This is a genomic window from Paraburkholderia ribeironis (genome assembly GCF_900019265.1).
GTDB classification, from domain to species: Bacteria; Pseudomonadota; Gammaproteobacteria; order Burkholderiales; family Burkholderiaceae; genus Paraburkholderia; species Paraburkholderia ribeironis.
On the sequence record NZ_CYGX02000053.1, the window covers coordinates 1 to 21,382 of the forward strand.

At 61.2% G+C, this 21,382-nt stretch carries 17 protein-coding genes and 2 pseudogenes; 12 read left to right on the forward strand and 7 right to left on the reverse strand.

Features of this window, described 5'->3' with window-relative positions; all coding sequences use genetic code 11:
• Nucleotides 1–648 precede the first annotated feature (648 nt).
• From parA to BN2475_RS23110, 3 genes and pseudogenes are all read left to right on the forward strand, one after another.
• Nucleotides 649–1,311, forward strand: a complete 663-nt coding sequence (gene parA, locus BN2475_RS23105; RefSeq protein WP_094781809.1) for a ParA family partition ATPase — start codon at nt 649–651, stop codon at nt 1,309–1,311.
• A gap of 25 nt (nt 1,312–1,336) precedes the next feature.
• Nucleotides 1,337–1,454, forward strand: a pseudogene (locus BN2475_RS36575) (ParB/RepB/Spo0J family partition protein); the annotation flags it as partial.
• Between the two features lie 65 nt (nt 1,455–1,519).
• A pseudogene (locus BN2475_RS23110) lies at nt 1,520–2,392 on the forward strand (ParB/RepB/Spo0J family partition protein); the annotation flags it as partial.
• Nucleotides 2,393–2,458: 66 nt separating this feature from the next.
• On the opposite strand, the gene BN2475_RS23115 reads toward BN2475_RS23110, so the two are convergent.
• On the reverse strand, nt 2,459–3,808 hold the full coding sequence (locus BN2475_RS23115) for a replication initiation protein (RefSeq protein WP_094781811.1): 1,350 nt from the start codon (nt 3,806–3,808) through the stop codon (nt 2,459–2,461).
• A 2,158-nt stretch (nt 3,809–5,966) separates the two neighbouring features.
• Here BN2475_RS23115 and BN2475_RS23120 point away from each other — a divergent pair.
• A complete protein-coding gene (locus BN2475_RS23120) occupies nt 5,967–7,193 on the forward strand; it encodes a DNA-binding protein (protein ID WP_094781812.1) in 1,227 nt (408 codons plus the stop codon).
• Between the two features lie 51 nt (nt 7,194–7,244).
• Here the strand turns inward: BN2475_RS23120 and BN2475_RS23125 are convergent, their stop codons facing one another.
• The 3 genes from BN2475_RS23125 to BN2475_RS23135 form a co-directional block, all read right to left on the reverse strand.
• Nucleotides 7,245–8,327 carry a tyrosine-type recombinase/integrase gene (locus BN2475_RS23125; protein ID WP_094781813.1) on the reverse strand — a complete coding sequence of 361 codons (1,083 nt, stop codon included), beginning with the start codon at nt 8,325–8,327 and terminating at the stop codon, nt 7,245–7,247.
• 59 nt (nt 8,328–8,386) lie between these two features.
• On the reverse strand, nt 8,387–8,791 hold the full coding sequence (locus tag BN2475_RS23130; protein ID WP_094781814.1) for a DUF2471 family protein: 405 nt from the start codon (nt 8,789–8,791) through the stop codon (nt 8,387–8,389).
• 117 nt (nt 8,792–8,908) lie between these two features.
• Nucleotides 8,909–9,547, reverse strand: coding sequence for a helix-turn-helix domain-containing protein (locus BN2475_RS23135; RefSeq protein WP_094781815.1), 639 nt, complete (start codon nt 9,545–9,547; stop codon nt 8,909–8,911).
• 183 nt (nt 9,548–9,730) lie between these two features.
• On the opposite strand from BN2475_RS23135, the gene BN2475_RS23140 reads away from it, so the two are divergent.
• Together BN2475_RS23140 and tdh are read left to right on the forward strand one after the other, a co-directional pair.
• Nucleotides 9,731–10,930, forward strand: coding sequence for a glycine C-acetyltransferase (locus BN2475_RS23140; protein WP_094781816.1), 1,200 nt, complete (start codon nt 9,731–9,733; stop codon nt 10,928–10,930).
• 13 nt (nt 10,931–10,943) lie between these two features.
• Nucleotides 10,944–11,975, forward strand: coding sequence for an L-threonine 3-dehydrogenase (gene tdh, locus BN2475_RS23145; protein ID WP_094781817.1), 1,032 nt, complete (start codon nt 10,944–10,946; stop codon nt 11,973–11,975).
• Between the two features lie 131 nt (nt 11,976–12,106).
• Here tdh and BN2475_RS23150 read toward each other — a convergent pair whose 3' ends face one another.
• Nucleotides 12,107–12,757 (reverse strand): YceI family protein, encoded by a 651-nt coding sequence (locus tag BN2475_RS23150; protein ID WP_094781818.1) that lies wholly within the window; start codon nt 12,755–12,757, stop codon nt 12,107–12,109.
• A gap of 105 nt (nt 12,758–12,862) precedes the next feature.
• Between BN2475_RS23150 and BN2475_RS23155 the strand changes: the two genes are divergently transcribed.
• The 3 genes from BN2475_RS23155 (at nt 12,863) to BN2475_RS23165 (ending at nt 14,850) form a co-directional block, all read left to right on the forward strand.
• Complete coding sequence (locus BN2475_RS23155; RefSeq protein ID WP_094781819.1) at nt 12,863–13,615, forward strand: TetR/AcrR family transcriptional regulator; 753 nt, start codon at nt 12,863–12,865, stop codon at nt 13,613–13,615.
• A 13-nt stretch (nt 13,616–13,628) separates the two neighbouring features.
• Nucleotides 13,629–14,108: a nuclear transport factor 2 family protein gene (locus BN2475_RS23160; protein ID WP_094781820.1), complete on the forward strand. Its 480-nt coding sequence runs from the start codon at nt 13,629–13,631 to the stop codon at nt 14,106–14,108.
• Between the two features lie 223 nt (nt 14,109–14,331).
• Complete coding sequence (locus tag BN2475_RS23165) at nt 14,332–14,850, forward strand: hypothetical protein (protein ID WP_094781821.1); 519 nt, start codon at nt 14,332–14,334, stop codon at nt 14,848–14,850.
• Between the two features lie 168 nt (nt 14,851–15,018).
• Here the strand turns inward: BN2475_RS23165 and BN2475_RS23170 are convergent, their stop codons facing one another.
• Nucleotides 15,019–16,917 carry a sensor domain-containing diguanylate cyclase gene (locus tag BN2475_RS23170; RefSeq protein WP_094781822.1) on the reverse strand — a complete coding sequence of 633 codons (1,899 nt, stop codon included), beginning with the start codon at nt 16,915–16,917 and terminating at the stop codon, nt 15,019–15,021.
• Nucleotides 16,918–17,419: 502 nt separating this feature from the next.
• Here BN2475_RS23170 and BN2475_RS23175 point away from each other — a divergent pair.
• The 3 genes from BN2475_RS23175 (at nt 17,420) to BN2475_RS23185 (ending at nt 21,005) form a co-directional block, all read left to right on the forward strand.
• On the forward strand, nt 17,420–18,694 hold the full coding sequence (locus BN2475_RS23175; RefSeq protein ID WP_094781823.1) for a glucarate dehydratase family protein: 1,275 nt from the start codon (nt 17,420–17,422) through the stop codon (nt 18,692–18,694).
• Nucleotides 18,695–18,866: 172 nt separating this feature from the next.
• The gene (locus BN2475_RS23180) at nt 18,867–20,120 is read left to right on the forward strand and encodes an MFS transporter (RefSeq protein WP_094781824.1); all 1,254 of its coding nucleotides are present in this window, start codon (nt 18,867–18,869) and stop codon (nt 20,118–20,120) included.
• A gap of 180 nt (nt 20,121–20,300) precedes the next feature.
• The gene (locus BN2475_RS23185) at nt 20,301–21,005 is read left to right on the forward strand and encodes a GntR family transcriptional regulator (protein ID WP_094781825.1); all 705 of its coding nucleotides are present in this window, start codon (nt 20,301–20,303) and stop codon (nt 21,003–21,005) included.
• Between the two features lie 24 nt (nt 21,006–21,029).
• On the opposite strand, the gene BN2475_RS23190 is transcribed toward BN2475_RS23185, so the two are convergent.
• The gene (locus BN2475_RS23190) at nt 21,030–21,350 is read right to left on the reverse strand and encodes a hypothetical protein (protein WP_094781826.1); all 321 of its coding nucleotides are present in this window, start codon (nt 21,348–21,350) and stop codon (nt 21,030–21,032) included.
• Nucleotides 21,351–21,382 lie beyond the last annotated feature (32 nt).

Consider the following 21,382-nt stretch of genomic DNA (forward strand, 5'->3'; position numbering starts at 1 on the left):
TCCTCCGCGCCCACGCGCAACAGCACGAGAAACCGACCACTGTCAGATTTAGTCTAGGCTATTCCAATTCATTCTTCATATGCCGGTGGGAAGCCTCCTGCACCTGCACGGGCGAAGTCTCGCTCAATAAGTGCCCTCTTCTCCATATCGACATGGTTTCGCACTACGTTCGACGCGCGCTGCCTCGGCGATATGCCTCCGTGCACAGTGATCCGACCGTGGCCATCAGGCTCCATCGAGGCCCAGTGATGCGCCGAAGTTTATGCGCATAAATTTCTCGACCCAGGCAAAGCATTCGTTCAGGATCTACCGCCCTGCGGTAATCATTCAGTCAATAACCTTACCTGGCGCGCTGACACAGTCATTCGAAGTAACGCCAACTTTAGCAACGCCCGATACCCGCGCACAGACATCGATCAACGGCAAACCCCGTTACGGTCATCTACCGCCGTTGTGACGTGACGTTCCCCTCTCGCGCACCTCCCACCACGCGCGCTTTCTCAATCACGCCCGGTCGCTTCTTCAGCTCTGTGCTTTATGCGCATAAACCTATCCCGAACGGCTAATTCTTCTCTCAATTACACAAAATGATTGAAATGAGATTTCATCCAGGTAAAATCCAACTGCGTCTAAAAGAGGAGGTGAAATTTGGCGGCAGAAATCATCGCGGTAACTCAGCAGAAGGGTGGGGTCGGGAAGAGCACAATCGCGATGCATCTCGGCGCTGCGTTTCATGAGAAAGGCAAACGCGTCCTCGTCGTAGACGCAGACGGCCAAAACACGCTGATCCACTGGGCCAGTGCATCATCAGATGGCGACACGGGCATTCCTTTCCCGGTCGTCAACCTCTCCGAAGCGGGTAGCCAGATCCATCGCGAGATCAAGAAGTTCGTGGCTGACTACGACATCATCGTTGTCGACTGTCCCCCTTCCATTACAGAAAAAGTCTCCGGCGTCGTCTTGCTCGCGGCGAGCGTCGCGGTGATCCCGACGTCGTCATCGCCTGCCGACTACTGGTCGAGCATCGGTCTGGTCAAGCTGGTGCAGCAGGCTCAGGTGATGAACGAAGATCTGCGTGCCGTTTTTCTGCTCAATAAGACCGAAGAAAAGCGAATGTTGACGCGCGAGCTGAAGCGCGCGTTGGAAGAACTCGGCTTCCCGCTGCTCAAGACCCAGATCCCGACACGCGAAGCCTACAAGCAGGCCATGGCGTTGGGGCAGACGGTACTGCAAATGAACGACCGCGGCGCCAAGCTCGCCGCAATCGAAGTACGGGCGTGCGCTAATGAGATCGCCGCGTTGCTCCCGTGAAATTTATGCGCATAAAGGACCCTGAATGAAACCCTCCCAATTCGCCAAAGGCTTTCAAGCACGTCCTGACACGACCAGCAGCGAAAAGCGAACCGCGCTCGACCGTCTGAATGCCATCGATGGTCTGGTCAAGAACGACGCCAAGCTCAATAGCGCCGCTGGCCGCGCCATGTCGGTTGTCGTACCCCAGAGCGAGCCGGAAGTCGACACTGCAGACACCGCCAGCGAATCGGCGGCCTACCGTGCATGGAGGATCGAGCACGGTTATCGTTCCGGCCAGGTCATCGAGCTCGCGCTCAAGACCATCAAGCCGAGCCCATTCAATCCACGGCACTTCTATCTGAAGTCGTCGATTGCCGAACTCGCCGTCAATCTGGCCAAGCAGGGGCAGCAGCAGGCCATTCACGTCATTCCCGACCACGACAATCCCGGCACCTACTTTGTCAGCGACGGCGGCCGGCGCGTGCGCGCGCTGAAAGAGGCCAACAAGGAGTCGGTGAAGGCGATCGTCATCGATTTGCCGATCGGCATGCAGAGCTACAAGCTCGGCTACGACCTCAACGTCCAGCGCGATTCGCAAACGGTATTCGACAACGCAGTCGTCTGGAAGCGCTTTCTCGACGAGCGCCATTTCCAGAGTCAGAAGGAGCTTGCCGAGCATCTCGGACTCGACGAATCGACCGTGGCGGTTGCATTGTCCATCGCCAAGTTGCCGGAGCCCGTCATGCATGAGATGGTCGCGCGCCCCGACCGCTTTGGTTCGAACATGGCGTACCAGGTGGGTCGTTATCACACGGCGCGCGGCGCCGACGCGACGCTGCGTCTGATCAACAAGATTCTGTCGGACGATCTGAGCACGCGGCAGGTCGCGGACATCGTCAAGGGCAGGGCCAATGCGCAGGAAAGCACGAAACCGGCGGGGCGACAGCGCTATGCGCAGCGGCTGGAAATCAAACTCGACGGCGTGTCGGTTGGCGATCTCAAATCGTATGGAGATGATCGAATCGAGCTGCGCCTGAAGGGGCTCACGCGTGAGAAGCGCGACGACATCCTGCGGCAGATCGAGAAGATGCTGAAGTGACAGCGCAGCGCTAGCCGCAATACGGCGTCGAGCGGCACGAGATCGCGCCCGCTTGCCCCCTGACGATCAAGCCGCCCGCGATTGGCTCAGCGTGAAAGCCAGCAGATCACCATCGGTCGGCTCGCCCCAGGTCTTGCGAGCCAGCCAGTCGAAGAAGGCGGTTTCGACGATCTTCGAATCCAACCCACGGCGGCGCCAGTCGTCCCGCATGTGCGCGCCGAGCCCGGGCAGTTCGTCTTCCTCGAACGACTGCCGCGCGATCTCCCGCTCGGCATCACCCTGTTCGTTGTACAACGCGTACGCTTCCTTGCGACGATACGCCGAGTACTCGCCAAGCAGGCGGGCTTTGAGATCGTCGGCCGGCGCGGCAACCGCAGCCTTCCCGCCGCCGCCTGAGGGCAGCGCTTCGACGGGTGGCGCGTAGCCTTTTTTCAACGCGTCCTTGAACAACGCGGGCGCGCTGCGCACCGGCGGCAACGACGTGCTGCGCATGCGTTGCTCGGTCATTTGCAACGCGGCGCGAATGCGGTTTTCTTCGCTATCGGCATACAGCGTTTGCGCTTCTTTCAGCGGGATGCCGATCTTCACCATCCGGTCGACCAGCGTGCTGTCGAACACATTCGGATGTTCATCGAGTGCCAGCATCGGCTGCTTGCGCTCGGTCACGCGGAACTGGATCTCGGCGACACGCCGCCCTTCGCGGTGCTCGATCAATTCGACGAAGATGTTAGTGACAGCGTTGACCTCAGCGATCGCCGGGCGCAGGTAGTCGCGCTTGAAGTACTTGTATTCGCGCTTCGCTTCATCGCCCGCTTCCGTGTCCGGCGTGCCCGACAGGATCGGGCGCCACCATTCCCACGTTTCGCGCATCGTCAGATGACTCGGGTTGGTCAGATAGCGCACGCAAATTTCATACAGCGCGAGGCCCGCGCTACTGCGCAACTGGCTCTGGAACTGCAGGCTCAGGCGCGCATACTGGACCGGATCGAGCAGCTTCTTCTTGATCTTCGGCGCAAACGAAAATTCCACCCACACGCGGCGGGTGGTGGGGTCTTCGAGAATTTCCGCGTCGGCGATCAGCGTGGAAATGCCCCATTTGCGGCCCGGCTTCTGACTGGACGTGCCGGTGCTCCATTCGACCTGGACCGACACCATGCGCCGCAGGTGCTCCTTGACGAGCGCGGTGTCGTTGGAATCGAAAGCCGAATTGGCGACGATATCGGACAGCAGCGCCCGATACGTATCACCCGATTCGTCAGCCTGCTGAGCCACGGCAAGCAGCACGTTGAACAGCTTGCGGGTCAGCAGCGTGATTTTGCCGCTCTTGGGCTGAATGGCGATCGCCTCGACCGCCTTGCGCAATTCGGCCGAGCTCGGGCTGACTACATCGGTCTTCTTCGCGCGCTTCGTGGCCATGCGTCTGGTGGAGGAGGGATTTCGCGAGAGCATACCGGCTGTGGTGATACGCGTCTATAGCGTGAATCTCACCGTTGCCGGTGAAGTGAGTTTACGAAGCGTGACTCACCTCGAGCTACTCCCGAAAACCCTCACCTCAACCATTTCGCGCCAGGTTCGGGGCGTCCTTACAGGTCGCGGCCTGCGCCACTTCCGACTTTTGCGAGTCTCGCGGGAACGGGGAGTATTCGATCCCGAATCTTCTCACCTCAAAAAATTTCGTTGGTTTTGACGGCTGTGCGTAGAAAAGGGGACAGGGGGCGCGTCGAAATGAGCCGGTGGAAGGGCGTCGCTCATTCAGCTGGCAGCGAACGGCGAACTGCGGCATCGGGAATAGCATCAATGGGGCGGGTTGGCGCGCGCCTCCGAACAGGGGCCGCCAAGCGGGGTTACGAATCGTGCCTCACAAACAGGCGGCCATGAGCAGCAGTTGCACAGGCGAAGCTTCGCATAGAGCGCCGAATGAAACGTGGGGTCGGCCCCGCCGGTAGGGACTCTCACTACGCTGAACGCGCGTCTGCACGATCGCCCGGGCGCCGGCGACGCGCATTTCCGGCCCGCGTCCCCCAAGCCCTCACTCCACCGCGGTTCGCCGACATGTCGAGATAGGTGGGGCACAGCCTGGCGAGCTTCGCCGCAATTGCACGCGTCGCCTGAGCCGAGACCACCTGTGCAGCGGTTGTCCAAACCGCACTAGCAGTGCACTTGACGAACGAATGACGCATGGCCCATCGGACGCCCCCGAAAAAGCTCACCTTTCCGTCCCGCGGCGCTTGGCGCGACACGGGCTCCAGCGGTATGAGGCCCGACATCCACCGACAAAACTTCCCGAAAAGCCTCACCTTTGGACCGGGCGGCGCATTATGCGCACTGCTGAAAAGCATTCCCGAAAAGCCTCACCTTTGCGAAGATCAGTGCAATAACTCAATTATTTCAAAGACTTATCGCGGTAGAAACCACACCGTCGCAAGCCAATGCTCCCGTATATCCTCACCTTAAGCCGCGTTCTGGGTGAAATTCGACATGTCCATTTGCCGTCCCAACGGTCCCGAAAATCCTCACCGATCGAATTCAACGACCACCTGGTAAGCGCAACACAGGCTGCGTCGGTGGGGCTTTTCCGGCCGACATATGCAGTTATGGTCCCGCAAACCCTCACCTCAGCAATCAGATGCCGCGCCAAAGTGTCCCGAAAAACCTCACCTTTGGGCAAAATCGGGCGATCCGGCGATCCCCGGAGGGGATACATCGGGCAGCTCCCGAATTTCCTCACCTTTCCCGCCACCGCACCGCCAAACCAGTCGACGCGAAGCGTCAATTCTGAATCCGATACGTCTCCCGGCTCCCGCAAAGGCTCACCTTAGGCCCCGGATGTCCCGCAATGACAGTAAAAATGCCCTCTGGCCCCCGAAAAATCTCACCTTCGGTTCGCGTTTTCTCCCGACTTGACTCACCGATCGGGTTAACAGGCTCAAAATAAGGTCAAAAATTGGCGATCAGCACGATCCCGAAATCGCTCACCTTTGGCCCCGCGGCCATCCGAACAGTCCGTCGAGCGCTGCCGGGCACTTTACGGGAATTAGGACCCGTAAAATCTCACCTTTCGCTAAACCGCCTATTCGCGGTGTCTCCTGAACCCGCTCACGTCCTGTCCCGGACCTGCTCACCGAGCTCCCCGAACCTCATCACTCGACTTTCCCGCAAGACCTCACCACGTCTCCCGCAAAGTTTCACCTTGCTGGGCTGAAACCCTTGTCTGGTAAGGGTTTGCGGTGGCGTTAACGTTTTTAACAAGGGTTCAAGGGTGTTTACTTTTACTACTCTCTAGACTTTCCCCCGTGTGTCCTTCGGACAACGCCTTCAACCACGTCGCCATCACAGGTATCTCGTGAAACAGTGCGCAATCAGTCTATAAGGATTAAAAATCCTTTCACCACAATGACTTATTCGCTATTCTTCGTTTTGTTTCACGAACAGCAAGGGCTCGAACGACTCAAATGAGGTCGTTAACGCCCAAAAACACATCAATTCGCAAAATGCTACGCGGAGCGAACAAACAAGTAGCAAACGCTACGTAAATTGTTATGATCAATCCAATTCGAGCGACATCGAGGTTGACATGAATCTGGACCAGGAACGACAGGCCATCCGTGATGAGCTTGAAACGATGCGTGATCAAGGGGCCAGGCGACAGGATCTGTCGCTGCACGCATGCAAACGGCTTTTTTTCGACCTGGGGATCCGACCGTCGATGGCCGCAGTACGCGACCTGACGCAAACCGGCAGCGCAAGCGACATTCCGAAAGACATCGACCATTTTTGGGAACGCATCCGCAATGCGTCGCGTGTCAAGGTCGGCGCGGGTGCCATCCCCAAAGCGCTGGAAGATCGCGCCGGTGAGCTGCTGGGCGCGCTATTTGAAGAAGCCGTCGCACACGCGCGGGTGACACTCGACGGCGAACGCGAAGAAATCCGCGTGCAGGTCGCAGCTGCTGAGCAACGTACACGAGACGCGGAAATTCGTCGCGAGGCAGCGGACGAGACGATCAAGCGCAGCGAATTGCGCGCCGAAGCCGCGTGGGAACGGGTTCGCACGCTCGAAGCCCAGCTCTCGAGCGCCACCACGCACGGCAATGTTCATCAGGAAGGCTTGCAGGCAACGGTGCGTCGGCTCGATGGCGAAAACGACGCGCTGCGCCAGCGTCTCGACAGCGAACTCGCGAGCAACGCAACGCTGCGCGACCGGATCGACGCATTACACGTCGAACTGCGCCAGAGCACTGAACACTATGCGCAACAGATCAAGGACGCCGTCGCCGAAGCCGAGCGGCGCGTCAAGCCGATGCTGGTCGAACTCGATTCGTTGCGCAGTATGGCGGCCACCTATCAGTCGGGCGTGCGTGACGCGAGCCGCAAGGAATTCGACTTCATTCAGCAAATCGCCGCCGCCAAGGCGCGCGGCGATCGGCTCGACGCTCAATTGCGCGAACAATCCGACGAGGTGGATGCGTTGACCAAGGAAGTCGCGATCCTGCGCGGTCAGCGGGGGATCGACCCGGCGATTGGCAGCCTGCTTTGCTCGTTAGTCGAAGCGGGTCGGCTCACGAGCGACGAATTGAGGGTGATCGGCAGTGCGGCGGACGGCCATGTCACTTTGCCGGCGCGCTGCCCGAAATGTGACGAAGGTGAGCCGGAATTGTCGAAAGTCGATCACCGCTTCGAACTGCTCTGTCCGGAGTGCGAGCACTCGTCGGGGCTCGGCGAATCAAGGCTGGCGGCGCTTGGCCAGTTTCTGTCGGGCGACTCGAGCGTGTCCCCAGCACGCCGGGTCGACACGGTGCGATAGCGGTTCAGGCCTCAAAGGTGAGGAAATCCGGGACCTCAAAGGTGAGGTTTCTCAGGACTGATCCGCTCCCGGTTTCCTCGTCAAACGCCCATCGCGCCGGGGTGCCGGCAAAGGCTGGGCCGCCGGGTCTGGAGCCTCGACGACGGGCAAATCCTGCTGGTCCATCCACGTTTGCCACGCGCGATACAAACGGTTCGCCGACACCGCCTGCACAAAACCCAGCCATTGGCCGACCAGTTCCGCCTCCACCCCACTCTCGAACAGATCCGCAGCAAAAGTGTTGCGCAATGTTTGCGGACTGGCGCGAGACTTCCGAGATGCGGCAATGCCGGCGCCGTCGATCAACGCGTCGACCGCTCGCAGCATGGTGGCTTTGTGCATTGGGCGTCCGGAAGGTGACGCGGGAAAAACCAGATTGCCGGCCAGTTCCGTGAACCGCCGTTCGGCGAGCCACGCGTCGAGCACAGCCGCGGAGAACGGCGCAAGCCGGGTACGCCGCGTCAGCATCGGATTGGCTGACTCGATCGTGACCCAGGGCGACCCCGCGCTCACGCAACTAACTGTAAGCGCTGCCGCTTCACCGGTCTTCAGTCCGCCGCCGAGAAACACTGCGATCAACGCACGGTCGCGCCGCTCTCTCCAGCGCTGTGCAGTGGATAAAGCCGGCAACGGAGAAAACAGCCGCGCAACCAGCGCGGTCCGCTCGGCGTGCGTGAGAAACCCGGTTGGTTCGTTGTCGCTCGCGTTTCGCCAAGCTGCTTCGCCATCCTGAGCAATGAAGCGCGCGGGGTTGGTCGATGCCGATTCGATTTCGCGCACGTGATCGAGGACCCGTTCGATCAGCCGCAAATACCTGAGCCGCTGAGGTTTTTTGATGTCGAGTCCGGCGACGAATTCGGCGATCGTATGCATATCGACCGTGACCAGACTTTTCTGCCGCATGCCGAGCCAGTCGAGGAAGAGCCCCCATTGCGCCTGGTAGACTTCAGCGGAAGAACGTCTGAAATGCTGCTTCGCGAGCCACGCGTCGAAAGCGATTTGCGGGTCGCGACGCCAGTCCTCGCGTTGTTGATCGAAAAGATCGGTCAACGGCGCGGGACGCGGGACAGGGTCGGACAGATGAGGAGGCGACATGGGTTATCTTTCCGTTAGTTGCACTGATTGTAGGTGACAACTGATCGGAACGCACTGTTTTAGCCGCCCCAGGCTCGCGTGCGTTTCGGGGGCGCACCTTCCGGCGCCGGCGGTTGCGTGGCGCGCCGTGCAGCGGCCTCTTCGTATGCACTCACGGCGAACGCGAACACTGCCGGCAGCGCGGTGGACGTGCCGAAGTTCACGGCTTCGTCAGTTTCCGGATAAGGCAGATCGGATGGGCGTTGGAACAGGCCCAGCATCAGCGCGTCATGTCGGCTGGCAAATCCGAGGTCCGCGAGCGCCTCGGCTTCGATCGCATGCAGCAAACGCCACGTGAGCGGCACCTGCTGCACGATGTAGCGCGCGGCAATATTGCGCACGATATGTTCGAGATCGCGCGCCGCGGTTTGATAGCGCAGCGCGGCCAGAGCTTGATTGGTAGGGTCGGCTTTCAGATTGTTCATTATCGGCTCCAGTCGATACCCGATACTGTACAAACATACAGTATCGGGTGCAACCTCGGCAGAAGGGCCGATTCCGCCAACTGCTAGCCGCCATGCGCCCGCAGCCGTGCGCTGCGCCTAGCCGTGAATCACCACCAGCAGCGCTTTCGCCTCGGCCTTACCGGCATTGCGGATCGCGTGCGGTTCGTCGGCGACATAGCGGGCGGTGTCCGCAGCCTTGAGCCGTTTCGTTGTGCCGGCCGCTTCGATTTCGATCGAGCCATGCAGCACGGTCAGATGCTCGCGCGTGCCGGGCTCGTGCGCGTTCGAGACCAGCGCTCCGCCGGGCTGCAGCGTCAGTTCGTACCACTCGAACTTGCCGGCCAGTTCAATCGGCCCCCACACCCGCAACTGGTATTTGGCCTCGTGTCCGCTCAAGGTGGGAATCTCGTGCGGACCGGAGACAGCGATCGCCTCCGGCGCCTTGGGCGCGGCGAACAGCGAATCGAGGCTGACGCCGAGCGCATTGGTCAGCCGCCAGGCGACCGCGATCGTCGGATTGGCCTTGTCGCGCTCGATCTCCGAGAGCATCGATTTCGACACGCCGGCCGCACGCGACAGATCGTCGAGCGTCATGCGCCGTTCGGCGCGCAGCCGCTGAATCTGTTCGCCGACGCGCGGCGCCGCCGCGCTTGCCGGCACCGGGACTGCGCCCGAAGTGGATGCCGCGTTGGCCGCGGCGCGGCGGATACCCGAACTTGCCATTTCCTGACCCATCGTTTAGAGTTGTTCGATATATCGGATTTTAGTTCGAAAAAACGAAAATATCCGATAGAACTGACAGCCGACTATAACAGCCCGGTTCATTGCCTGGTTCATAGTCCGCTTCATAGCCCGCTCGCCGTCGCGCATCCCGAATACGCTGACGCGACGTCATCACCTCATCCAGGAGTCTGGTTCATGCGCGACCAATACCTTGCCCATCTGCGCGGCACGCTCGAGCAGATCCGCGCCGACGGCTTTTACAAGAACGAGCGCGTGATTGCCAGCCCGCAATCGGCCGACATCCGTCTCGTCGACGGCACCCACGTGCTGAATTTCTGCGCGAACAACTATCTCGGCCTCGCCGGCGACGCCCGGCTGATCGAAGCCGCGAAGCAGGGGCTCGACAACGATGGCTTCGGCATGGCGTCGGTGCGTTTCATTTGCGGCACGCAAACCGTGCACAAGGAACTCGAGCACGCGCTCGCAGCGTTCCTGCATACCGACGACTGCATTCTCTATTCGAGCTGTTTCGATGCGAACGGCGGCCTGTTCGAAACGCTGCTCGACGAGAACGACGCGATCATCAGCGACGAGCTGAACCACGCGAGCATCATCGACGGTGTGCGGCTTTCGAAAGCGAAGCGCTTTCGCTACCGGAACAACGACCTCGCCGATCTCGAAGCGAAGCTGAAAGAAGCAGACGCTGCCGGCGCGCGCTTCAGGCTGATCGCAACCGATGGCGTGTTCTCGATGGACGGCATCATCGCCGACCTCGCCGGAATCTGCGATCTGGCCGATCGTTACGGCGCGCTGGTGATGGTCGACGACTCGCACGCTGTGGGCTTCGTCGGCGAACACGGGCGCGGCACGCCGGAACATTGTGGCGTGCTGTCACGCGTCGACATCGTGACCGGCACGCTCGGCAAGGCGCTGGGCGGTGCCTCGGGCGGCTATGTCGCCGCGCGCAAGGAGATCGTGGAACTGCTGCGGCAGCGCTCGCGTCCCTATCTGTTTTCGAACACGCTGACGCCGAGCATCGCCGCCGCGTCGCTCAAAGTACTCGAACTGCTGGCAAGCGAAGAAGGCGCGCAACTGCGCACCCGTGTGCGGGAAAACGGCGCCCACTTTCGCCGCGCGATGATCGCGCTCGGCTTCACGCTCGTGCCGGGCGAACATCCGATCATTCCGGTGATGCTCGGCGATGCGCAAGTCGCTTCGAACATGGCCGATGCGCTGCTGAAGGAAGGCGTCTACGTGATCGGCTTCTCGTTCCCGGTCGTGCCCAAGGGGCGCGCCCGCATCCGCACGCAGATGAGCGCCGTGCATACGCCCGAACAGATCGACCGGGCCGTCGATGCATTCGCCCGCGTCGGCCGCGAACTGGGTGTGATCTGAAACGGAGGCGCAGATGAAAGCATTGGCAAAACTCGAACGCGCACCGGGCCTCACGCTCACCGACGTCGCGAAGCCCGAAGTCGGCCATAACGACGTGATGATCCGCATCAAGCGCACCGCAATTTGCGGCACCGATATTCACATCTGGAAGTGGGACGACTGGGCGCAAAAAACGATTCCGGTGCCGATGCATGTCGGTCACGAATACGTGGGCGAAATCGTCGAGATGGGTCAGGAAGTGCGCGGCTTCGCGATTGGCGATCGCGTGTCGGGTGAAGGACATATCACATGCGGCTTCTGCCGCAACTGTCGCGCGGGGCGTCGGCATCTGTGCCGCAATACGGTCGGCGTCGGCGTGGATCGTGAAGGCGCGTTCGCCGAGTTCCTGGTGATTCCCGCGTTCAACGCGTTCAAGATTCCGCCTGAGATTTCCGACGATCTCGCGGCGATCTTCGATCCGTTCGGCAATGCGACGCACACCGCGCTGTCGTTCAATCTGGTCGGCGAAGACGTGCTGATTACCGGCGCCGGACCGATTGGCATCATGGCGGTGGCGATCGCGAAACACGTCGGCGCGCGTAACGTCGTCATCACGGACGTCAACGACTATCGCCTCGAACTCGCGCGCAAGATGGGCGCGACCCGCGCGGTCAACGTCTCGCGCGAAACGCTGCGCGACGTGATGGCCGAGCTGCATATGGCCGAAGGTTTCGACGTCGGGCTGGAAATGTCCGGTGTGCCGAGCGCGTTCACCAGCATGCTCGAGGCGATGAACCATGGCGGCAAGATTGCATTGCTCGGCATTCCGCCCGCGCAGACCGCGATCGACTGGACCCAGGTGATCTTCAAGGGCCTCGAAATCAAGGGCATTTACGGGCGCGAGATGTTCGAGACCTGGTACAAGATGGTCGCGATGCTGCAAAGCGGTCTGGATCTGTCGCCGATCCTCACGCATCATTTCAAGGTCGACGACTACCAGCAGGCGTTCGCGACGATGCTCTCCGGCGAGAGCGGTAAAGTGATTCTCGACTGGACAGCCGTGTGAGTGAGTGAATGCGGTAGCGTGCCATTCACGCCGTTGCAGCGCGCGTAACTCGACCGGTCAGGAACGGCTAATGCAACGCACTGCGGCAACGCACTGCGCAACACGCGATGCACCACCAACGCCCGCAGCGCTCACGCGCCTGCGGGCGTTTTTACGAACTCGGCCTGAATGCGCACGTGAATGTCGTCGCCGACGGCCGGATACCACGTCGACAAACCGAACTTCGCGCGGCTGAAACGTCCCTCCGCCGAGAAGCCGAGCGTGTCTTTTTTCGTCAGCGGATCGGGCGCGAAACCATTGAACGTGACGTCGAGCGTGACCGGTTGCGTGACGCCGCGAATCGTCAGATCGCCGGTTAGTGTGCCGTGTGATTCGCCGGTTCGCTCGAACCGCGTGCTCGCGAAGCGGATCTCCGGATAGCGCTCCACGTCGAGCATGCTGGCGCTTTTCACCATTTTGTCGAGCAGCGGTACGTTCGTGTCGATGCTGGCCGCGTCGATCGTGATCGACGCCGTGCTGTGGTCCAGACCGCCGTCGTGCCAGTCGAGCTGCCCGTGCTTGCGACCGAAGCGCATCGTGAAGCGCGAATATTTGAAGTGATCGATGTCGAAGGTAATGCTGCTGTGGTCCTGATCGATTTCGTACGGGCCGGTCGGCACGCGCGCCTCGTTCTGGCTGACCGAATGCGTGAGCACCTGCAGCGGCGTGCAGGCCATCGCCGAGAGCAGGGTTGTGGCTAGCAGCGCGCGCAACAGCGCGGCGCGGACAGAAGACGAGCTCATGAAGTGCGTTCCGGTTGACCAATTGCCATCACGATAGCAGCTTGCGCATCCAGCCCGCCACAACGAAGACTTGACGAAGGAGAATGATCGTTCTACCTTTCGTCCATGACAGTCGAAACTCAAGCTGAATCGACCGCGCCTGGCAGTGCGCGCGATCGTCTGCTAGACGCTGCAGAAGCGCTGATTTACGCGGGCGGCATCCACGCCACCGGCGTGGATGCGATCGTCAGGCAGTCCGGTACCGCGCGCAAAAGCTTCTACGCGCATTTCGAATCGAAAGACGCGCTCGTGGCCGCCGCACTCGAACGGCGCGACGAACGCTGGATGAACTGGTTTATCGCGGGTACCCAGCGGCGCGGCAAGAGCGCGCGAAAACGTTTGCTCGGTATGTTCGAGGTGCTGCGCGAATGGTTTGCATCGGCGGATTTTCACGGCTGCGCGTTTCTGAATGCGGCTGGTGAAATCGCTTCGCCCGAGGATCCGATCCGGATCGTCGCGCGCCAACACAAGGCTCGTCTGCTCGACTTCGTGCGAACCCAATGCGATGCCTTTGCCGCGGAGTCGCAGATGCCGGCGCGTCATGCCGCGCGCCTGTCGCGTCAGTGGCTCGTTCTGCTCGACGGTGCGATCGCGGTGGCGCTGGTGAGCGGCAACGCCGACGCCGCGCTCGATGCGCTGACCGCGGCGCGCGCCTTGCTCGACACCGAGGCCAAGGCCGGCGCCGACGCCAAATCCGCCAGCGATTCAGGCCCTTCCACGCGTGGCGCGTCCAGCCGCTCTGCCGTCCGCAAGTCCACAAGTGCTTCCACAAGCTCTTCCACAAACCCGCGACCACCATCGCGGCGTAGCGCAACCTGACCGAGGAACCATCATGGCCGACCCGCTTGAAAACCGCCCGCCGCTGCCGCCGTTCACGCGCGAAACCGCGATCCAGAAAGTGCGCGCCGCGGAAGACGCCTGGAACACCCGCGACCCCGAACGCGTGTCGCTCGCGTACACGCCCGACAGCATCTGGCGTAACCGCGCCGAATTCGCGCATGGCCGCGCGGAGATCGTCGGCTTTTTGCGCCGCAAGTGGGCGCGCGAACTCGACTACCGTCTGATCAAGGAGCTGTGGGCGTTCACCGATAATCGCCTCGCCGTGCGCTTTGCCTACGAATGGCACGACGATTCGAACAACTGGTTTCGCTCGTACGGCAACGAGAATTGGGAGTTCGACGAGCACGGACTGATGGCGCGCCGTCATGCGAGCATCAACGATCTGCCGATCCGCGCAGCCGATCGTCTGTATCACTGGCCACTCGGCCGACGCCCCGACGACCATCCGGGCCTGTCGGACCTCGGTCTCTAACGTTCGTCAACGATGGCGGCCGGATGCGCGCCGCGCATTCACCGCTTTGCCATCGGTTCTCCGTTATCGTTCGTGGTTCGAGGCCGCGGCGCACGTCCTGTGCCTGGGCGTCCGAGCGCATCTACAACATCGCGTGGGCGGGTTGAGGTACAGTGCGCGGCGGGCGCCACGCGCAAAACCAGAACATAGCTGAACCCGGCGCTCGACCGGTGACGGAGAAGACATGCACTTTCGGCAGATCAAGAAGAACATCCGACGTACCATGGTGGCGCTCGTCGCGAGCCTGGCGGCGGCCTCGGCCGCGCAGGCGAGTAGCTGGTGCGGGGGCGGCGTGTGGGTCGATGCGATGCTCGGCTCGTATCACATCAACCCCGATCCGAATACCGATTTCGAACAGTTCAATCCGGGCCTCGGTGTCGAATGCTGGCTCAACAATCAATGGGCACTTACCGCGGGCGGCTTTCGCAACTCACTGCGCCGGCCTTCGTACTATGGCGGCGGTGTCTGGTCTCCGGAGTTCGCGCATTGGGGCATCGTGCGGATCGCGGCGATCGCCGGGATCATCTCGGGCTATAACTATGGCAACTGGGGACTAGGCCACAACCATACGATCGGACCGGTGGTCGCGCCAATCGTGATGGTCGAATACAAACGCGTCGGCGCGAACTTCATCGTGATTCCGCCGATTCCGTCGGACAATCTGCCGTTTACGATCGGGTTCCAGGTGAAGGTGAAGTTCTGATCGAGGTCTCACGACAGTTGGTCTCATGACACCGGCTTCTCGCCACCGTCTTCTATCCGATGCGCACGCATAAACCCCTTTCCCGATACCTCGAACTACCGCTCGACCAGGCTGGGAGTCCGGTTATGGTTCGAAATCAGGTTGAAAAGTCGGCTTGAAAAGAATGCCTTATACGTCGTGTTTAACGGCCCCGTTCGCGCCATGACGATGAGCGACAATACGGTTTCTTCCGAGCCGCTTCGCTTCATATAGTGCATCGTCTGCTTCTCGAAGCAGGCGCTCAGGTTCAAAGCCTTCCTGATTGGCAGTATGCGCGACGCCGATGCTGAGCGTGATCTTGCCAAAGGGGCTTGCCTCATGCTTCATCGAAGACGCCGCGACATTCTCGAGAATCCGTTCGGCGGTCGCGATGGCAGGCGAAATCTCGCAGTCTTGCAGAAGGACGACAAACTCCTCCCCGCCATAGCGAGTCAGAACGTCAATGCGCCGAATGGTGGTCTCTATGTATCGCGCGATCGCTCGAAGACATGCGTCGCCCTGTTGATGCCCGTACTTGTCGTTGTAATTCTTGAAAAAGTCCACATCGATATACAGGACCGCCATCTCCGCGTTGCGACCGCTCTGTAACGCTGCCTCGCATCGACGTCCGAACTCCAGGTCGAAGTAGCGTCGGTTTTTCAGGCCAGTGAGACTGTCGACATACGCCAGGTCTTCGAGCCGTCGTTGCTCGGCGTCGCGCTTCTGCTCAGCGCGGAACTGCTCGTCGATATCCCTCAGCGTGAACACCATGGATGGCTTTTCTTCGTTCGGCCCCACTGGCATGGAGGCGACATAGCTGCGCACCCATATCACGCGGTCGTCCTTACAGCGGATGCGATATTGAAGCGAGCCGCTTGCCTGCAGATCGGCTGCGTCCTTCATCGCGTGCTGGACACGCGCTCTATCGGCATCAAGCAAGAGGGCGGATATGCCAGCACCAACCAGTTCATCCGCATCAAACCCGAGAACCGTCTTCACGCGAGGAGACACGTACTCGAAGAGGCCATCCGCGCTCAGTTGCATGATGACTTCTTCCGCGTGCTCCGCAAGCGCGCGGAATCGTCGATGACCGTCGATAAGCATGGCGACGAGTCGATTGCGCTCGACTTGCGACGCTGTAATCGGAAGGACGATTGAGAGTGCGGCCAGCGTGAAAACCTGCAGTGCCAGGATGCGGTCTTGCATGTTCGCGAACTGAGGCAATGCGAGCGGGCCATGTCCCCGGACAGTGAACGGCACCGCTATCGCGATGAACAGGAGGATGCCGAGCACGACCGTCGACAGCTCCGCATTGAATGCAAGCAGCGCAAGCGGCGGCAGCGTCCAATACAGCAAGGAGGGGGCATGTTGAGCAAATATCAGCGTCGTGACGCCTCCGACGAGTCCGAGCAGAGCCAGCGACTTCGGACGGTTGCCCGGCGCGAGGAAACTGCGCCACTCGCCGGATATGACATTCAGGGTCACTGGCGTGAAGATGATGAAACCGAGAGAGTCTGAGATGACCCAGTTTGAAAACGTGGAAAAGGGATGCGTCGTAAAAACGCCCTGCAGAAGCAGTACGGCAACCGCACCCGAGGCAAGCGGCGCGATGATGCCGGCACAAATGATGAATCGCAACAAGGTCCTGGGGGCGATCAGCTCCTTCGCTGACTGAATCTGCGGCAGCAGCAGGGCCGCCGTGCATACCTCGATCATGCCGCTGCCAGTGTATGACAGCGATACATAGAGGCTTTCTCCGCCTATCAGATTCGCTATCAGCTTTCCCACGAAGCCGCCGGCAAACACGAAAGCCTTTTTCCGCCCGGGTACGGCCAGCAGGTGTCCCAACAGATAGCCATCGGCCAACCACACAGCGACAATTTCGCCGGCCATGGTTTTGAGTTGACCGCTCACGACGAGCAGAGCGAATGACGCGACAGCAACGGCGAATGCGAGGGCTAGCTCGTTACTTTGGATGGCACTGCGGGCGAGTCTGGTTATTCTGGTCGAAGGTGACCCGGATGACGTTGCCCCGTTTTTTGTATTCATTCTTGGTCAACCGTGAGTTGGCTGCCTGCACGGTGTCTCTCGTTTTTAGTTCTTTAAGCCGGCTGCGCCAATCAGTGAGTAACGGCATGGCCGTGCTTCTCTGAAGAGTGCCGGGGATGTTACTTCGACTGTCGCTGCATGCAGCGCAATAGACCGATCGAGTATACACGTGGCGATGCAACCTGAAACGCATCGCATCGCGTGCTCCCCTGTTAATCCTGTTTGCTGCAGCTTCATTGCAACCCGAAAGTGTGGCTCGCAACATTGACGCACTAATATTTTAGTGTTTTAATGCTTCGAACAAGGCCGCGGCCCAGCGTTGCGCGCGACGCCTGGCGCGTCATTCGAGGGACACCCGTCAATCCTGAGAGGAACTTCGCCCGCCCATACAGTCGGCGGGGGAGCGGAGCTGTCCGTCGTTTCGCTTGTCGCTTGCCGCTCGTCGTCAGCGCCTGCTCGCTCCTTGCCGTACCGCATCCTTCCCCGCATTTCAGACGTCACCATGAAAATCACCCGTGTCACCGTGACCCCTATCGCGTTCAAGGACGCACCACTGCTAAACGCAGCCGGAATCCACGAACCGTACGCACTGCGCTCCATCATCGAGATCGAAACCGACTCCGGCCATATCGGACTCGGTGAAAGCTATGGCGACGCGCCCGCGCTCGCGGTGCTCGATGCGGTCAAGCGTGAGCTGATCGGCCTCGATCCATTTCACCTGAACCGCTTGCGCGAGATAGTGCGCGGCGTCGTCGCGCGGATGTCGCCGGCCAGTGCCGCACGCGCGGAACTCGCGCCGGGCTCGCATGCGAGCAAGGCGGTCAGCAACGCTTACTCGGCGTTCGAGGTCGCGTGCCTCGACGCGCAGGCGCGCTACCTGAACGTACCGCTCGTCGACCTGCTGGGTGGCGCGGTGCGCAAGGAGGTGCCGTTTAGCGCGTACCTGTTCTTCAAGTACACCGAACATATCGACAGCCCATACGCGCCGGACACGTGGGGCGAAGCAATCAGCGAGGCGCAGATCGTCGAACAGGCGCGGCGCATGATCAACGACTACGGCTTCGAGAGCATCAAGCTGAAGGCCGGCGCGCTCGAGCCAGAGCATGAAGTCGCATGTATCAAGGCGCTCAAGCGCGCATTCCCGGGCGCGCCGCTGCGGATCGATCCGAACGGCAACTGGTCGCTCGACACCGCGTTGCGAATGGCCGAACTGCTGGGTAACGATCTGCAGTATTACGAAGATCCGACGCCGGGTCTCGAAGGGATGGCTGAACTGCATCGCCGGACCGGGATGCCGCTCGCGACCAACATGGTCGTCACCGATTTCGACGAATTCCGCCGCAGCGTCGCGCTGAACAGCGTGCAGATCGTACTCGCCGACCATCACTACTGGGGCGGACTGCGCGACACCCAGCAGCTCGCCCGCATGTGCGACACATTCGGGATTGGCGTATCGATGCATTCGAATTCGCATCTGGGCATCAGTCTGATGGCGATGACGCACGTCGCCGCGTCGGTGGAGAACCTGTCGTACGCGTGCGATACGCATTACCCCTGGCAGGAACCGGACGAGGAGGTCGTCAAGGGCGGCAAGCTGCCGATCCGGGGCGGCTGCGTGCAACTGTCCGACGCGCCCGGGCTCGGGCTCGAGATCGACCGCGACCAGCTCGGCAAGCTGCATGAGCTGTATCAGACCTGCGGCATTCGCCAACGCGACGACGTCGGCCAGATGCGCAAGTACCGGCCGGACTGGCGCAATGTGAAACCGCGCTATTGAGCGCGCTTGACTGCCTGCGCGAAGGCACCGCGGCATGCGTTAGTGCATGTCGCGGCAGGCGGCAACGCCATCGCGATCAATATCAATTCAACAATGGAGACAAGACGTGCACACACGTAACCCAGGCGGTGCTGGCGAGCTGTCGACTCGCTACCGCTGGACCATCTGCGCGATGATGTTCTTCGCGACGACGATCAACTATATGGACCGCCAGACGCTCGGTCTGCTCGCGCCGCTGATGCAGGCTGACATCGGTTGGAGCCAGGTGCAGTACGCGCAGACGGTGATGATGTTCACCGCGGCCTATGCGGTCGGGCTGATGCTTTTCGGGCGCATCGCCGACCGGGTGTCGACGAAGCTTGTGTACGGCGGGGCAATGGGGTTGTGGAGCGTGGCCGCGATGCTGCACGCGGCGGCCATGACGGTGCCCGGCTTCGGGGCGGTGCGCGGGCTGCTCGGCTTCTCCGAAGCGTCGAATTTCCCGGTCGCGCTGCGCACGACGGCTATCTGGTTTCCGAAGAAGGAGCGCGCGCTCGCGACGGGCATCTGGAACATGGGCGCGACCGTCGGGGGGGTGGTCGCTCCGGCCATGATCCCGGTCATGGCGCTGCTCTGGGGCTGGCGCGTGACGTTCGTGGTGAGCGGTGCGGTTGGTTTCGTCTGGCTTGCCGCGTGGTTGCTGGTGTACAGGTCGCCGTCGTCTCATCCACGCGTTGCGCCGGACGAGCTCGCGTATATCTCCGAAGATGTAGACCGTGTGCCCGATGAACAAAAAATCGGCTGGCTGTCGGTGCTGCGTTACCGTGAGACATGGGCGTTTGCGGTGGGCAAGTTCCTGACCGATCCGATCTGGTGGTTTTATCTGTTCTGGCTGCCGAAGTGGCTGAACGAGGCGAACGGCATCGACATGCAGCACATGGGGCCGCCGCTCATCGTGATCTACGTGATGGCCTGCGTCGGCAGCGTGCTGGGCGGCTGGGCGTCGTCGCGGCTGATTGCCCGCACGCAGCGCGTGAACTATTCGCGCAAGCTGACGATGGCTGTCTGCGCGCTGTGCGTGACACCGATTGCATTGCTGTCGCATTTCCACACGCTGTGGTTTGCTGTGCTCGCGGTCGGACTCGCCGCCGCCGCGCATCAAGGCTGGTCCGCAAACCTGGTCACGACGGTCTCCGATGTCTTTCCGCGGCGCGCGGTCGGCACGGTAATCGGCATGGGCGGGGCAATGGGAATGCTCGGCTCTTTCCTGTTCTCCGGCGTGATCGGCGAGACGCTGCAACGCACTGGGCAATACTGGGCGCTGTTCGCGATCGGCGCGCTCGCGTATCTGGTCGCGCTCGCCATCATGCACTTGCTGATGCCGCGCATGACGCCGGTCGTGCTGACGGGTTCGACCGTAGATTCGGGCGTGCGCGCACCTGTGTGAAAACGAGGCGGGCGGCGTGAGCCGTCGCGCAAAGCGACCGGGGTAGTGTCGATCTGGATGATGGGAAATACCAGGTCGAACCGGCCTCGGGCGTGCTACAACCAAGGCAACGGACGTACTAGTATCTTAGCGATGGGGTGCCTGGTAAAATCCGGCCCATCCCATCGAGTCGAGTCATCCATGAAGTTCAGCGATGCCCCTCCTATGCCGACCCGCCTGGACCGTTCGCGCCACGCCGCGCCGCAGGTCTTCGAACGGCTGCGCGAAATGATTGTGTCGCTCGAATTGGCGCCGGGCACCGTACTGTCACGCGCCGAATTGGCGGCACAGTACGGCTTGAGCCAGACGCCCGTGCGGGACGCGCTGACGAAACTCGGAGAGGAAGGGCTGGTCGACATCTACCCGCAGCACGCGACGGTGGTGAGCCGCATCAGTGTAGCGTCAGCACTGCAGGCGCATTTTTTACGGCGGGCGATAGAACTGGAAGTCGTGCGCTCGCTCGCCGAACGACACGATGATGAACTGATCGATCGACTTCGTTCCACGATTGCCGAACAGAAGCGGCTGAGCGATCTGGAGAGATACGAGGAGTTCTCGCTCATGGACCAGGCGTTTCACCGGCAGATGTACGAGGCGGCGGCCGTGCCGCAGCTGTGGGATCTGGTCCGGCGCCTGAGCGGACATATCGACCGCCTGCGTCGCCTGCACCTGCCCGTGGAAGGCAAGACGATGGCCGTCGTCGCCGAACACACTGAACTTCTCGATGCAATCGAAAAGGGCGACGCTGAGGCTGCGCAGGTCGCGGTGCGCAAGCATCTCTCAGGCACGCTGAGTCAGATCGATCAGATCCGCGAGAGTCATCCGACGTTTCTCACTGATCATTGAATGACGCCGAGCCGCGCCCGACTATCATTCGGCACGTCGGTTCGAGCGGGTCCCACTGGTTCCACGAGTTGACCGGGTGCTGTTTTCGGACGTCCGATCCGGCGGCAGCGGAACGGTGACGTCTGGCTTGACCTGGCTGTCCATCGAAGATTCTGTCGGTTGCTTCTCAGCGGAACGAACTTGCGGCAGAACATCAGATGCGGTTTCGTCGGCCGGCACGGATGCCGCCCGGCGGGTCGACAGCAGGTGACGCGTCTCGGTGAGATGCCAGGCCAATAGCCCCGGCAAGCCCAGCGCGACGTCGGGTACCCGCTTGATCAGCGACAGCGACAGCGCCAGCGCCACCTCCGCCGGCAGCCCGTAGATCTGGCCGAGGA